We start from the raw sequence: 13,369 nt of genomic DNA, 5'->3' as shown, positions 1-13,369 counted from the left end.
TAAGGCCGGGACGAGCTTGCCGAAGTATGACCGTCACATTCCGGCGATGAGCTTGTCCACCCTCTCGTCGACGCTGCGGAAGGGGTCCTTGCACAACACGGTGCGCTGCGCCTGGTCGTTGAGCTTCAGGTGCACCCAGTCGACGGTGAAGTCGCGCCGCTTCTCCTGCGCCTTGCGGATGAACTCGCCGCGCAACCGGGCCCGGGTGGTCTGCGGCGGCACCGACTTGGCCTCGAAGATCTTCAGGTCGGAGGCCACCCGCTCGACCGCGCCGCGCTTCTGCAGCAGGTAGAACAGGCCACGGCGGCGGTGCACGTCGTGGTAGGCGAGGTCGAGCTGGGCGACCCTGGGGCTCGACAGCGGCAGGTCGTACTTCTTGCGGTAGCGCTCGATCAGCTGGTATTTGGTCACCCAGTCGATCTCGCGGGCGACCTTGTCGAGGTTGCCCGTCTCGACCGCGTTGAGGGTGCGCTCCCACAGCTCCAGCACCCGATGGCTGATCTCGTCGCCACCGCGGCGGTCGACGAAGTCGCGGGCCTTGGAGAGGTATTCCTCCTGGATCTCCAGCGAGGACGCCTCGCGGCCGTTGGCCAGCCGGACCCGCCGCCGCCCGGTCATGTCGTGGGAGACCTCACGGATGGCCCTTATCGGGTTCTCCAGGGACAGGTCGCGCATCACAGTGCCCGCCTCGATCATGCGGAGCACCAGGTCGGTCGCGCCGACCTTGAGCAGCATGGTCGTCTCGCTCATGTTGGAGTCGCCGACGATGACGTGCAGGCGGCGGAACCGCTCGGCGTCGGCGTGCGGCTCGTCGCGGGTGTTGATGATCGGGCGCGACCGGGTGGTGGCGCTGGAGACGCCCTCCCAGATGTGCTCGGCCCGCTGGGAGACGCAGTAGACCGCTCCCCGCGGGGTCTGCAGCACCTTGCCCGCCCCGCAGATGATCTGCCGGGTGACCAGGAACGGGATCAGCACGTCGGCCAGGCGGCCGAACTCGCCGTGCCGGCCGACCAGGTAGTTCTCGTGGCAGCCGTAGGAGTTGCCCGCGGAGTCGGTGTTGTTCTTGAACAGGTAGATGTCCCCGGCGATGCCCTCCTCGCGGAGACGCTTCTCGGCGTCGACGAGGAGGCCCTCCAGGATGCGCTCGCCCGCCTTGTCGTGGGTGACGAGCTCCACGACGTTGTCACACTCGGGGGTGGCGTACTCGGGGTGGCTGCCCACGTCGAGATACAGGCGTGCCCCGTTGCGCAGGAAGACGTTGCTCGATCGGCCCCAGGAGACGACACGGCGGAATAGATAACGCGCTACCTCGTCGGGTGACAGCCGCCGCTGCCCCCTGAACGTGCAGGTGACGCCGTACTCGTTCTCAAGCCCGAAGATGCGACGATCCATTGCCTCACACTATTCGCCGAACCCCTCTCGCGGGAGGGATCATGGGGTTTTCGGTCGTACGGCTTATGCCCCGGGCTGTGAGCGGCTAAGCGCGGACACGGGCAGACACGGGCAGACACGGGCGGACACGGCCCGCGCCCGGCTCCCGCCGGGCGCGGGTGGCGCGGAGGCGCCGGGATCGGCGGTCCCGGTCAGCCTCCGCCCTGCCAGAAGATCTCGACAACCTTGGTGATCCTGCCGTTCTCGGTGGTGATCAGGGCCGGCCGGTGGAGGCCCTCGACCCCGGTCAGGGAGGCGGCCTCCCTGACGTTGTCGATCAGCGTCTGGCGGGAGCAGCTCTCGGTGCCGAGGCTGGTGGCCTTGTCGTAGGTCTGCGACGCGCCGTCGCAGCCGCTGTCGGCGAGGAACCGCACGTCCTCGGCGATGGGCGCCAGGTAGCGGACCACGTCGCCTTCCTCGGGACCGTCGAAGTGGCCGTCCTCGCCGCCGCGCTGGACGAAGCGGATCGGCCGGTACTCGGCCACCCCGTTGTCGTCCACGTCGGTGAGCCAGCCCCGCAGGACGCCCTCGAAGGGCGGCGGCCGCCCCTTGCTCCAGTCGTGCTCGGGAGCGGCCTGGAACTCGGTACCGAAGAGCTCGGGGGTGGCCGCGGGCGCGGAGGCCGGGGTGGGTTCCGCCGCGGGGTCCTGCGCACCCGTCGAAGCGGACGCGGAGGGAACGGACGCGGAGGAGGCCGCGGCGGCGGGAGTGGCGGGGGCGGTCTTGGAGGCGGTCTCAGGGGCGCAGCCGGACGCCAGCGCCACCGCCGCGAGCAGGGCGAGCGCCGCACCGCGTCGCCGCGGGGCGGCTGGGGCGGTCAAAGCGGGAACGAGCCTGGTCCAGGCCCGGGAGGTGCTGTTCTTCACGCAGACTGTGACCGCCGCGGGACGGGATCGGTTGCCTGAAGACGATGTGATCCAGGACACAACGAAGCGCCGCCCCCTGACGGGGGCGGCGCTCGGTGTCGCCGGTGAACGCGGTCAGCCGCTGGATCCGGTGTCGATGTCGCCGTCGGGCGCGGTCGGCGGGGCGCCGGGCGTCTCGGGCGCGGAGAGGGGGCTCTCCTCCCTGGCCGCCTGGGCGGCCGACTCGGCGGCGGGGGCCCCGTCGGCCAGCAGCCGCTCCAGCCTGGGGCCGTTGAGCCGCAGGAACTTGCGGTGCGGCCGGTTGCGGTCGAGCACCGCCACCTCCAGCTGGCCCGCCGGGAAGCGCTCGCCTCCCGGCTCGGTCAGCGCGAACAGCGCCGCCTCCAGCGCATCGGCCAGCGACAGGCCGTCGCGGTAGCGCTCCTTGAGACGGCCCGCGACCGCCTCGGCCTGTCCGCCCATGGCCACCAGGCCCGCCTCGTCGAAGACCGAGCCGTCGAAGGTCAGCCGGTAGATGTGGTCCTCGTCGGAGGAGTCGCCGACCTCGGCGACCACGATCTCCACCTCGAACGGCTTCAGCGACTCGGTGAAGATCTGGCCGAGGTTCTGCGCGTAGAGGTTGGCCAGACCACGGGCGGTGACGTCGTCGCGGGCGTAGGTGTAGCCGTTGATGTCGGCGTATCGGATGCCGCCGAGGCGCAGGGCCTCGAACTCGTTGTAGCGGCCGACCGCGGCGAACCCGATCTTGTCGTAGATCTCGCTGATCTTGTGCAGGGCACGGGACGGGTTGGGCGCGACGAACAGGATGCCGTCCTCGTACTGCAGGACGACGACGCTACGGCCCCGCGCGATCCCCTTGCGCGCGTAGTCCGCCTTGTCCCGCATCTGCTGCTCGGGCGAGACATATCCAAAAGGCATGGACACCTGGGGTGATCCTCTCGTGTTAGCGCAGCGGGGCGGCGGGGCCGTCGGGGCGTTCCGCCCGGGATTCGACCACGGCCCGGACGAGCTCTCCGACCTCCTCGTCGGGAAGCCGGTGGTATCCGTCGGCGGTGATCACCGCGACGACGGGCCAGATCTTGCGGATCACGTCCGGGCCGCCGGTCGCCGAGTCGTCGTCGGCCGCGTCGTAGAGGGCCTGGATCAGCGTCAGCACGGTGTCCTCGGGTGAGGCGCCCTCGCGGTAGAGCTTCTTCAGGGAGCCCCGCGCGAAGATCGAGCCGGATCCGATCGCGTGGTGGTGACGCTGCTCGTAGGGGCCGCCGCCCACGTCGTAGCTGAAGATGCGGCCACCGTCGACGTCGGGGTCGTAGGCGGCGAAGAGCGGGACGACCACGAGCCCCTGCATCGCCATCGGCAGGTTGCCGCGGATCATCGTGGCGAGCCGGTTGGCCTTGCCCGCCACCGAGAGCGTGCGGCCCTCGCGCTTCTCGTAGTGTTCGAGCTCCACCCGGTAGAGGCGGGCCATCTCGATGCCGGTGCTCGCCGCCCCGGCGATGCCCATGCCCGAGTGGTCGTCGGTGCGGAACACCTTTTCCATGTCACGCTGGGAGATGATGTTGCCGGAGGTCGCCCGGCGGTCTCCCGCGATCACCACGCCACCGGCGCACATGGCCGCCACGATCGTGGTGGCATGCGGGATCTGATCGCCCACCGGGGTTGCCAGGGTCTCGTTACGGCCAGGCAGCAAGTCCGGCGAATGGGACCTGACGAACTCGGTGAACGAGGAGCTCCCGGTGTCGGTAAAGATGTGATTCACCATGCCGGCGGGCAGGTCCCTGTGAGATCCCACGCGACTCCCTCCAAAGGTGCAGTCCTTTAAGGCCTGACCTTACTCATCTTGCCGTGCTGCTTGCACTTCCCTGGATCAGCTCAGCGCGAACCCCCCGCGGCGGGCTTTTGAATCTTTACGGGTGATCGGTCCCGATCGCCGGAACCGCCGCGGATCCCGCCGGACGCGACGAGGACGAGGGGTGGCGAGGGCGACAAGGCGGTGATCACGGAGGACACGTGACAGTGCTCGCGGAAGGCGCGGGACGGCGCTCGTGGAAGGACTTCGCGAGGGAGCCGGTGCTCGTGAAAAACTTCGCGGGGTGCCGGTGCACGCGGTCGTTCGCCGCGCGGGCTCTCGCCGCGGAGGAGGCGGGGCCGGCGGGAAAGGGTCGGCCCGCCGGGCCGGGAACGATCGCGACCGGATTCGGCCCGCGCCTTCCCGTTTCGTACCCCGGGCGGTTCTCGTTCCCTCCGGGAACCGTTCCCGGAGGGGTCCCCCCTGTCGGCTCAGCGTGTTCTGCCGGCTCAGCGTGTTCGCGGCGTTCGCGGGCGGAGCACCCGGAAAGGCGCTACCGGCGGGGGACGGCCGCGCGTCACCCGCCTGCCGGGCCCGGCGGGCGCCGGGCCGGGCCCGCGGTCAGGACGGGTCTGCCGGCTCCTCGCCGGATCTGCCCTCATCCCTGACCTGGGTTCGGCCGGGCGGACCTACTGTCCGCCCTTCTGCACGTAACTCCTCACAAACTCCTCGGCGTTCTCCTCAAGGACCTCGTCGATCTCGTCGAGGATCGCGTCGACGTCATCGGAGAGCTTCTCGTGACGCTCCTGGACGTCGGAGGTTTCCGCCGGGGCGGTCTCCTCGACCTCCTTGTCGGTACGGCCGGTCTGCTTCTGGCCGCCGGTGTCCTTGCTTGCCATGTGTGGCACCTCCACCTGGGGGACGGATCTGATTCATATCTTCCCCGAACCGGGCGACATTGCGCGCGGATCGTCCCGCGATCTTTACGGGAGCCCGGACGGGCCGTGCCGAGGTCCTGCCCGCCAGGAAACCTTCCCCGAGGCATCGAGGCGAATCCGGGCGCCTTTCATCCGACAGCGGCTCCATCCGAGAGAGGCTCGCCCGTCTCGCCGTCGTCGACGGCGGCGATGACGGTGTCGATCAGGCCGGGGAAACGGGCGTCGAGGTCCTCGCGTCGCAGGGTGTGGGTGATGATGCGCCCTTCGCGCCGCGCCCACAGGATGCCGCCCTCCCTCAGCACCCGCCAGTGACGACTGGCCGTCGAGGCGTTGACGTCGGGCAGGGTGGTGGAACAGGTCAGCTCCTCCCCTTCGGCGAGGCGCCCGACGATCCGCAGGCGCAGGGGATGGGCGAGAGCCTCCAGGACGGCGTCCAGGCGCAGGTCTTCGCGGGCGGGGTGAACGAACGCCTTCATATCTCGATTGTACGCGTCTGCGCAAAGTGACGAAGCGTTGTGAGCAGCCTCACAGCCGGCCGGTTTGCCTTCTCCCCCAACGGACTGTTTCATAGTTCACGTACTAGCAAACAATTTGGAGAGGGAACGGCATGAGCACCTACATGGTCATAACCGTCACGCCGGACGACGAGGAGAAGATGGCCCGATACGAGAGGGAGACCCTGTCCGTCGTGGCGCGCTTCGGCGGCCGGCCGATCAGGCGCGACACCGCCCCGATCGCCCTGGAGAGCGACCACGAGCCCGCGATCGCGGTCATCCTGGAGTTCCCCGACAAGCAGAGCGTGCTGAACTTCTACAACTCCGCCGAGTACGAACCCCTCAAGGAGTTCCGGCACACCTTCGCCCGCGCCAGCGCCGTCCTCATCGACGCCACCTGACCCCCGTCCGGCGCGCCCCGCCCCCACGGCCGGCCGAACCCGCCGAGCCCGCCGAGCCCGCCAGGCAGGGAGCCCCTCCGGATGTCGAAGCGAATGCGCCCGCCCTTGACTGGATAGCACTCCTATCCAATAATTGGCTAGCTTCACTATCCAATGAGAGGTCCCCATGTCACCGTCGTCGCTGAACACAGCGGGAATACTCCTCATCACCGTGCCCGCCGTGGCCTTCGGCGGGGTCTCCCTGCTCTCGCAGATCATGCGCGGAGTCCCCGGATACCTGGACAATCCGGTGCGGCGCGGCCTGTGGCGGGCCGGGCACGCGCACGCGGGCGTCCTGGTGCTCTTCGCGCTCGTCGCGCTGCTCTACATCGATCAGGCCGACCTGTCCGGCGGCCTGAAGGACCTGTCCCGGGTCCTGATCGTGGCGGCGCCCATCCTGATGCCGCTGGGCTTCTTCCTGTCCGTGGTGCGCCCCTCCGACACGAAGCCGAACAGGTTGATCTGGCTGGTCCCGGCGGGCGGGGTGTCACTGGGCGCCGGCACGCTGCTGCTCGGCATCGGCCTCGTGTGAGCCTCCGCATGACCTGTGCGGTCCCGCACGAGCCCCGCGAGCCCGTACGCCCCCGTGTGAGCATCGTCACCCAGGAATTTGGGCAGGTCCGACACTCCTGGAGAGATAAGGAACGTTCCAGGTAGGCCTTCGGGGCTGGAAACTGCGATCATTGGGTGGTGAGCACCATCATCGCGCGCAGGTACAAGCTCGTCTCACGCGTCGGCCAGGGGGCGACCGGCGTCGTCTGGCGCGCTTACGACCTGCTTCTGGAGCGAGAGGTGGCCCTCAAGGAGATACTCCTGCCCCCGGGGGCCGCCGCGGCCGAGCAGCGGCGGCGGGTGGTCAGGGAGGCGCGCATGGCGGCGCGGCTGAGCCACCGTGGCATCGTGACGGTGCACAACCTCACCGAGGAGGCCGAGCGCCTCTGGATCGTCATGGAGTTCCTGGAGGCATTGACGCTGCACGACACGCTCGTGCAGGCGGGCCCGCTCCCGGTGGACCTGGTGGCGGCGATGGGATGCCGCCTGCTGGAGGCGTTGCGGCACGCGCACGACGGCGGGGTGATCCACCGCGACATCAAGCCCGCCAACATCATGCTGACCGGCGACCGGGTGGTGCTGGCCGACTTCGGCTTCGCCGCGCCGGAGGGCGCGGCGACGACCTCGACGCGGGGCACTCCGGCGTTCATCGCGCCGGAGGCGCTGCAGGGCAGGGGCGGCACCCGCGAGGCGGACATGTGGTCGTTCGGCGCGACGCTGTACATGGCGGTGGAGGGCAGGACCCCGTTCCGTACGGTGAACTCGATGGCGGCGCTGGTGGAGGCGCTGCGCGAGCCTCCACGCGCGCCGAAGCGGGCGGGCGCCCTGGAGCCGGTGCTGCGGGGGTTGCTGCGCAAGGATCCGCGGGCGCGGCTGAGTGCCGAGCGGACGTCGAAGATGCTGGAGGACGTGCGCTGCTTCAGCGCGGCCTGAGAACGTTCACGAGCGTTTCCGAAACGCCTTCGCCGACCTCCGGGCCATTTTCCTGATTCCCCGATCAGGGTTTACGGACATGGAACAAAATTCCATCATGCCCATGCGTCTGAATCGTTACCGAGAATCACCGTAGGTAATCACATAGTGCACTGTTCCAGGTGAAAATATGAATCAGCTGAGGGGCCCGGCTTCTATGTGCAGCAGGTGATTCATGGGAACAGATGCGGGAAAGGCACGCTTACTAAGTGATCGCTATCACTTGGCCTCGCCGATCGGGCAGGACGGCGTGGGCACGGTGTGGCGGGCCCACGACTCCCTGCTCGGGCGGAACGTGGCGATCAAGGAGATCCAGCCCCGGTTCGGCGAGGACGGGGCGGACATGCGGGAGGCGCGACGACGGGCGCTGCGCGAGGCGCGCTCGGCCGGGAGGCTGAACCACCCGGCGGTGATCTCCGTGCACGACCTGATCGAGGAGGACGGGCGGCTCTGGATCGTCATGGAGCTGCTGGAGGCCCTCACGCTCAAGGAGACCGTACGGCACCTGGGCCACCTGCCGATCCACTGGGTGGCGTGGATCGGCTTCCAGCTGCTGGGCGGGCTGCGCCACGCGCACGGGGCGGGTGTCCTGCACCGGGACATCAACCCGCGCAACATCCTGCTGACCGGCGATCGGGTGGTGCTGGCCGACTTCGGCATCGCGGCGCTGCACGGCGACCTGGACACTTCCGCGACCGTGCCGGTCGTCCACGTTCCCACCTTCGTCGCGCCGGAGCGGCTGCGGGGCGGGCCGCCGACCCCGGCGGGCGATCTGTGGTCGTTCGGGGCGAGCCTGTACTTCGCGGTGGAGGGCCGGCCGCCGCGCCCCCTGTCCCGTACGCCGGCGCCGCGCGAACCGGGGGGCGCCGGGTACCAGGGGCCGGTGGCGCGGGCGGGGATGCTGTGGCCCGTCCTGGAGGGGCTGCTCCGGCGCGACCCCGCGGCCCGCATCAGCATGGGGCAGGCGGGTCGCATGCTGTCGGCGATCCTCCATGCGGAGGGGGTGGCCCTGGCCCCGCCACGGCTGCCCGCGGCCCGGCTGCCGCCGGACGCCCTCCCCTGAGACCTGGCCCCCTTGAGACCTGGCGGGACCGCGCGGGATCGCGCGGTCTTCGGGCCGGGCATTCGGGACGGGGAACGGCCGCTTTCCTCCTTTCTCCCGCCACTCTTCCGCCACTCTTCCGCCACGCGGGCCCGCCTCCCGCGCGGGCGGGGTGTCCCGGGACGGCCAGGCCGGGCGCGTTTTCCGGCCGGGCGAAATTGATCAGAACGGATGGAGCTCGAAAAACCGCGAAAAGGCCAGACGCTGACATCCCTGGCTTTCAACACATCCCAAATCTTCGCCAATCATCACAAATTAGCTCGAACCAGCCTCGAGCCGTTTCCGGATGCTTCGGACCGGCTCGGACCAGCTCGGATCGGACCGGGCCGGGCCGACCCTGGGCGGACCGGTTCTGGGCGGGTCCGGTCCTGGGCGGTCCGGGGCCGGGAGAGGTCAGACGACCGGTACGCGGCGGCAGGCCTCGACGAACCTGGAGGCCAGCCGGGGACTGCCGACCCAGTGCAGGTGCAGGTAGGAGGCGGTGATCCGGCCGTCGGCGAACCCGTCGGCGCCGCCACGCCAGCGGAACAGCGGCCGGTCGGGGACGGGCTCGACCGCGGTGCGGTGGAACTCGTGGCCCCGGTAGCGCTCCCCGTCCCTGGTGAGCGGCGAGTCGCGGACGGCCACCGCGTCCCGGTAGCCGAGGGTGAGGGTGCCGGTCATCCTGGCCTCGACGTCGAGGACCCCGCACATCGGCCTGCCGTCCAGCTTCCTGGCAAGATACAGCAGGCCCGCGCACTCGGCCGAGATCGGCCCGTCGAACGCGGCGACCTGATCGCGCAACGGCTCGTTGGCCGACAGCTCGGCCGCGTAGACCTCGGGGAAGCCGCCTCCGACGACGATCCCGCGAGCCCCCTCGGGGAGGGTCTCGTCGACGAGCGGGTCGAAGGGGACGACCTCGGCGCCCGCCGCCGCCAGCAGTTCTGCCTGCTCGGTGTAGCCGAAGGTGAAGGCCTGCCCCCCGGCGACCGCGATCCTCGTGACGGGAGCGGCGGGCGGCCCCGGGCTCCACGGAACGGCGGTCAGCGGCGGTGCGGTACGGGCCAGGCGCAGGAGCTCCTCCAGGTCGCAGGAGGCGGCGACCAGGTCCGCGACGGCGTCCATGGCCCGTACGGCCTGGGTGCGGCGCTCGGCCGCGGGTACCAGGCCCAGGTGCCTGGAGGGGGTGGCGACGGCGTCGCTGCGGCGGATCGCGCCGAGCACCGGGACACCGCTCTCGGCGAGCGCCTCGCGGCAGATGGCCTCGTGCCGTTCGGAGCCGATCCGGTTGAGGATCACCCCGCCGAGCCTGATCCGGGTGTCGTAGGAGGCGAACCCGTGCACCAGCGCCGCCACGGAGCGGCTCTGCTTGGCCGCGTCCACGACCAGGACCACCGGGGCGCCGAGCAGCCTGGCGACGTGCGCGGTGGAGGCGAACTCGGTGGAGCCCGCGCCGTCGTACAGACCCATCACCCCCTCCACGACCGCGACGTCCGCCCCGGCCGCGCCGTGCAGGAACAGCGGGGCGACGAGTTCCTCCCCCACCAGCCAGGGGTCGAGGTTGCGCCCGGGGCGGCCGGTGGCCATGGCGTGGTAGCTGGGGTCGATGTAGTCGGGCCCGACCTTGTGCGGGGAGACCGCCATGCCCCGGCGGGCGAGGGCGGCCATCAGGCCGGTCGCCACGGTCGTCTTGCCCGCCCCGGAGGCGGGGGCCGCGATGACCAGCCGGGCTACCATTCGATGCCCTTCTGACCCTTCTGCCCGGCGTCCATGGGGTGCTTGACCTTGCCCATCTCGGTGACCAGGTCGGCGGCGTCGAGCAGCCGGGGGGCGGCGTCGCGGCCGGTGACGACGACGTGCTGGCCACCGGGGCGCCCGCGCAGGGTCTCGACCACCTCGTCGACGTCGATCCAGCCCCACTTCATCGGGTACGTGAACTCGTCGAGCACGTACAGGCGGAACGTCTCGGCGGCGAGGTCGCGCTTGATCTGCTCCCAGCCCTCGCGGGCGTCGGCGGCGTGGTCCTCCTCGCTGCCGGGGCGCTGGATCCAGGACCAGCCCTCACCCATCTTGTACCAGGAGACCGGCCCGCCCTCACCGGAGTCGCCGAGCACCCGCAGTGCCCGCTCCTCGCCGATGCGCCACTTGGCGGACTTCACGAACTGGAAGACCCCGATCGGCCAGCCCTGGTTCCAGGCGCGCAGGGCCAGGCCGAAGGCGGCGGTGGACTTGCCCTTGCCCGGTCCCGTGTGGACGATCAGCAGCGGCCGGGTGCGGCGCTGCCTGGTGGTCAGGCCGTCCTCGGGCACGCTGACGGGTTTGCCCTGCGGCATCGTCGCCCTCCTTTCACCGCCATGCGGCTCGCTGTCTTACGGCTCACTGTCTTACGGCTCACTGTCTTACGGCGCCGTGCCCTCACCGTCCTCGCCGGCCGTTCACCCTCACGCGGCGCGGTGCCCTCACCGTCCTCGCCGGCTCCTCGCGGTCACGCGGCGCCGCGCCGCTCACGGACCATCCCGGCCAGGTCGGTGAGGTCGTCGAGGCGTACGGTCTCCGCGCCCATCCGCGCCGCCAGCGAGGCGGCGAGGCCGAGGCGCACGTGGCCGCCCTCGCAGTCGACCACCACCCCCGCCACCCCGGCCAGCAGTCCCGCCGCGCGGCGGGACTCCTCGACGGTGCCCGAGGTGGCCCGCCCGTCGGTGACCAGGACCACCAGCGGGCGCCTGGACGGGTCGCGCAGACGCTCGACCCGCAGCACCTCGGCGGCCCGCAGCAGGCCGGCGGCCAGCGGGGTCCGCCCCCCGGTGGGGAGCTCGCGCAGCCGGGCCGCGCCGGCCTCGACGGAGGAGGTCGGCGGCAGGACCAGGTCGGCGCGGGCGCCTCGGAAGGTGACGAGCCCGACCTTGTCGCGGCGCTGGTAGGCGTCGAGGAGCAGGCCGAGCACCGCTGTCTTGACCGCCCGCATGCGCTGCCTGGCGGCCATGGAACCGCTTGCGTCCACCACGAACAGCACCAGGTTGCCCTCGCGGCCCTCGCGGACCGCCTCCCTGAGGTCGCCGCGCCGCAGCAGCAGTCCCGGCCCGCTCCTGCCCCGCGCGACCTGGTGCGGGGCGGCGGCGCCGACGGTGGCCCGCAGGTGGAGGGGTCCGGTGGGGCCCTCGGGGACCCGGGCCCCCGTGGTACGGCCCAGGGGCGTCCTGGCACGCGACCGGCGCCCCGGGGCTCCGGCGCCGACACCGGGGACGGTGAACAACCTGGTCCTGCCCCCGGGCTCGGCGTCGAAGGTCCGCTCGCGGGCCGGTGCTCCCCCGGCGATCTCCGGCGGTTCACCGGGATCCGCGGTGGAGGCGGCGGGCTCCCGCGTCCCGGGGCCGGGACCGTCCGGGACGTCCGGGACGTCCAGGGCCGCGGGCCGGGAGGCCTCCCTGTCATCGCGGCCGCCGGGAACGTCCGGGTCACCCGAGTCACCCACCTCGTCGGGGGCGGCGTCTCCGGTCTCGGGGCCGCCGTCGGGCGCGGGCCCGTCCGGGCCGCCGTCCGGGCCGCCGTCCGGATCGGTGCCCCCCGGGCCGCCGGAGTCGTCCGGGCCCTCGGGGTCGCCGGGGTCGTCGGGGATCTGGTCCAGGAGATCCTGGAGCTTGGACTCGTCCAGGCCCGGCGCGTCGAAGGGGTCGCGGCGGCGGCGGTGCGGGAGCGCGAGCCTGGCCGCCTCCCGTACGTCGTCGGCGGTGACGGAGGTGCGGCCCTGCCAGGCGGCGTGCGCGATCGCCGCACCGGCGGTGACCAGGTCGGCCCGGAGCCCGTCCACCTCGAACCCCGCGCAGACGGTGGCGATCCTGAGCAGTGCCGCGTCCGGCAGGACGACCTGGGGAACCCTGGCGCGAGCCTCGGCGATGCGCGTGGCCAGTGCCCGTTCCTCGTCCACCCAGGCGGCGGCGAAGGCGTCGGGGTCGGCCTCGAAGGCCAGGCGGCGCCGGACCACGTCCACCCGCTGGGACGGTTCCCGCGAGGCCCGGACCTCCACGGTCAGCCCGAAGCGGTCGAGCAGCTGCGGGCGCAGCTCCCCCTCCTCGGGGTTCATCGTCCCGACCAGCAGGAACCGGGCGGCGTGCCGTACCGACACCCCCTCGCGCTCGACGTAGCAGGTGCCGAGGGCGGCGGCGTCGAGCAGCAGGTCCACCAGGTGGTCGTGCAGGAGGTTGACCTCGTCGACGTACAGGACGCCCCGGTGGGCGCTCGCCAGGAGGCCGGGTTCGAAGGATTTCACGCCCTCGGTGAGGGCTCGCTCGATGTCGAGGGAGCCGACGAGGCGGTCCTCGGAGGCGCCGACGGGCAGCTCGACGAGGCGGGCGGGCCGCGCGGCGCCGCCCCGCGCTCCACCGGACCGCACGGCGCCGCCCCGCGCTCCACCGGACCGCACGGTGCCGTCCCGCGCGGCGCCCGACCGCACGGTGTCGGATCGGGCTCCGCCGGACCGGGTTCCGCCGGGCTGCGCGACGCCGGGCTGAACGGTGGCGGGCGGGGTGAGCCGGTCGCCCGGTTCGGTACGGCCCTCGTGCGGCCCGTCCGGGCAGCCGGGGTCGGGGGCGGCGGGGTCGCAGGAGAAGCGGCAGCCGGTCACCACCTCGACGGGCGGCAGGAGCGCGGCCAGCGCCCGCACGACCGTGGACTTGGCGGTGCCTTTCTCCCCCCTGACCAGCACTCCCCCGACGCGGGGGGAGACCGCGTTGAGGATCAGCGCGAGTTTCAGGTCCTCCAGCCCCACGATCGCGGTGAAGGGATAGCGGGAGTCACGCACCTTCGGGT

General features: G+C 71.6%; 13 protein-coding genes. 4 read left to right on the top strand and 9 right to left on the bottom strand.

Translation table 11 applies throughout. The features are described 5' to 3' along the window. Positions 1–33: 33 nt before the first annotated feature. The 6 genes from pafA to ACTOQ2_RS09130 all read right to left on the bottom strand — a co-directional run bounded on the left by pafA (position 34) and on the right by ACTOQ2_RS09130 (position 5,500). Positions 34–1,392: a Pup--protein ligase gene (gene pafA, locus ACTOQ2_RS09155; protein ID WP_030904553.1), complete on the bottom strand. Its 1,359-nt coding sequence runs from the start codon at positions 1,390–1,392 to the stop codon at positions 34–36. A 191-nt stretch (positions 1,393–1,583) separates the two neighbouring features. After that, complete coding sequence (locus ACTOQ2_RS09150; protein WP_440099230.1) at positions 1,584–2,297, bottom strand: hypothetical protein; 714 nt, start codon at positions 2,295–2,297, stop codon at positions 1,584–1,586. Between the two features lie 114 nt (positions 2,298–2,411). Then, entirely contained in the window at positions 2,412–3,215 is an 804-nt protein-coding gene (gene prcA / locus ACTOQ2_RS09145) for a proteasome subunit alpha (protein ID WP_440099229.1), read from the bottom strand. Positions 3,216–3,240: 25 nt separating this feature from the next. Continuing rightward, positions 3,241–4,059: a proteasome subunit beta gene (gene prcB, locus ACTOQ2_RS09140; protein WP_440099374.1), complete on the bottom strand. Its 819-nt coding sequence runs from the start codon at positions 4,057–4,059 to the stop codon at positions 3,241–3,243. A gap of 716 nt (positions 4,060–4,775) precedes the next feature. Then, entirely contained in the window at positions 4,776–4,985 is a 210-nt protein-coding gene (locus tag ACTOQ2_RS09135; protein ID WP_329079325.1) for a ubiquitin-like protein Pup, read from the bottom strand. Between the two features lie 167 nt (positions 4,986–5,152). Continuing rightward, entirely contained in the window at positions 5,153–5,500 is a 348-nt protein-coding gene (locus ACTOQ2_RS09130; protein ID WP_440099228.1) for an ArsR/SmtB family transcription factor, read from the bottom strand. Between the two features lie 131 nt (positions 5,501–5,631). Between ACTOQ2_RS09130 and ACTOQ2_RS09125 the strand changes: the two genes are divergently transcribed. The 4 genes from ACTOQ2_RS09125 to ACTOQ2_RS09110 all read left to right on the top strand — a co-directional run bounded on the left by ACTOQ2_RS09125 (position 5,632) and on the right by ACTOQ2_RS09110 (position 8,545). Next, positions 5,632–5,919: a DUF1330 domain-containing protein gene (locus tag ACTOQ2_RS09125; protein ID WP_440099227.1), complete on the top strand. Its 288-nt coding sequence runs from the start codon at positions 5,632–5,634 to the stop codon at positions 5,917–5,919. A gap of 166 nt (positions 5,920–6,085) precedes the next feature. After that, the gene (locus ACTOQ2_RS09120; RefSeq protein ID WP_440084884.1) at positions 6,086–6,490 is read left to right on the top strand and encodes a hypothetical protein; all 405 of its coding nucleotides are present in this window, start codon (positions 6,086–6,088) and stop codon (positions 6,488–6,490) included. Positions 6,491–6,648: 158 nt separating this feature from the next. Beyond that, positions 6,649–7,443 (top strand): serine/threonine-protein kinase, encoded by a 795-nt coding sequence (locus ACTOQ2_RS09115; protein ID WP_440066159.1) that lies wholly within the window; start codon positions 6,649–6,651, stop codon positions 7,441–7,443. 262 nt (positions 7,444–7,705) lie between these two features. Then, entirely contained in the window at positions 7,706–8,545 is an 840-nt protein-coding gene (locus tag ACTOQ2_RS09110) for a serine/threonine-protein kinase (protein ID WP_440099226.1), read from the top strand. Positions 8,546–8,977: 432 nt separating this feature from the next. On the opposite strand, the gene ACTOQ2_RS09105 is transcribed toward ACTOQ2_RS09110, so the two are convergent. The 3 genes from ACTOQ2_RS09105 to ACTOQ2_RS09095 form a co-directional block, all read right to left on the bottom strand. Continuing rightward, positions 8,978–10,300: a cobyrinate a,c-diamide synthase gene (locus ACTOQ2_RS09105; RefSeq protein ID WP_440099225.1), complete on the bottom strand. Its 1,323-nt coding sequence runs from the start codon at positions 10,298–10,300 to the stop codon at positions 8,978–8,980. Continuing rightward, a complete protein-coding gene (gene cobO / locus ACTOQ2_RS09100; protein ID WP_440099224.1) occupies positions 10,294–10,896 on the bottom strand; it encodes a cob(I)yrinic acid a,c-diamide adenosyltransferase in 603 nt (200 codons plus the stop codon). The genes ACTOQ2_RS09105 and cobO overlap by 7 nt, the downstream gene beginning before the upstream one ends. A 152-nt stretch (positions 10,897–11,048) precedes the next feature. Continuing rightward, positions 11,049–13,361, bottom strand: a complete 2,313-nt coding sequence (locus ACTOQ2_RS09095) for a magnesium chelatase subunit D family protein (RefSeq protein ID WP_440099223.1) — start codon at positions 13,359–13,361, stop codon at positions 11,049–11,051. Positions 13,362–13,369: the final 8 nt, after the last annotated feature.

It is taken from the genome of Streptosporangium sp. H16 (assembly GCF_051918855.1).
Taxonomy (GTDB): Bacteria; Actinomycetota; Actinomycetes; order Streptosporangiales; family Streptosporangiaceae; genus Streptosporangium.
Note: the sequence above shows the minus strand (reverse complement) of the source record. Positions and strands in the feature narration are given on the sequence as shown.

What these genes read in the sequence shown, in the direction of transcription:
- pafA (WP_030904553.1), bottom strand. Translation starts at nt 1,392, where the DNA reads ATGGATCGTCGCATCTTCGGGCTTGAGAACGAGTACGGCGTCACCTGC.
- prcA (WP_440099229.1), bottom strand. Translation starts at nt 3,215, where the DNA reads ATGCCTTTTGGATATGTCTCGCCCGAGCAGCAGATGCGGGACAAGGCG.
- prcB (WP_440099374.1), bottom strand. Translation starts at nt 4,059, where the DNA reads ATGGTGAATCACATCTTTACCGACACCGGGAGCTCCTCGTTCACCGAG.
- ACTOQ2_RS09135 (WP_329079325.1), bottom strand. Translation starts at nt 4,985, where the DNA reads ATGGCAAGCAAGGACACCGGCGGCCAGAAGCAGACCGGCCGTACCGAC.
- ACTOQ2_RS09130 (WP_440099228.1), bottom strand. Translation starts at nt 5,500, where the DNA reads ATGAAGGCGTTCGTTCACCCCGCCCGCGAAGACCTGCGCCTGGACGCC.
- ACTOQ2_RS09125 (WP_440099227.1), top strand. Translation starts at nt 5,632, where the DNA reads ATGAGCACCTACATGGTCATAACCGTCACGCCGGACGACGAGGAGAAG.
- ACTOQ2_RS09120 (WP_440084884.1), top strand. Translation starts at nt 6,086, where the DNA reads ATGTCACCGTCGTCGCTGAACACAGCGGGAATACTCCTCATCACCGTG.
- ACTOQ2_RS09105 (WP_440099225.1), bottom strand. Translation starts at nt 10,300, where the DNA reads ATGGTAGCCCGGCTGGTCATCGCGGCCCCCGCCTCCGGGGCGGGCAAG.
- cobO (WP_440099224.1), bottom strand. Translation starts at nt 10,896, where the DNA reads ATGCCGCAGGGCAAACCCGTCAGCGTGCCCGAGGACGGCCTGACCACC.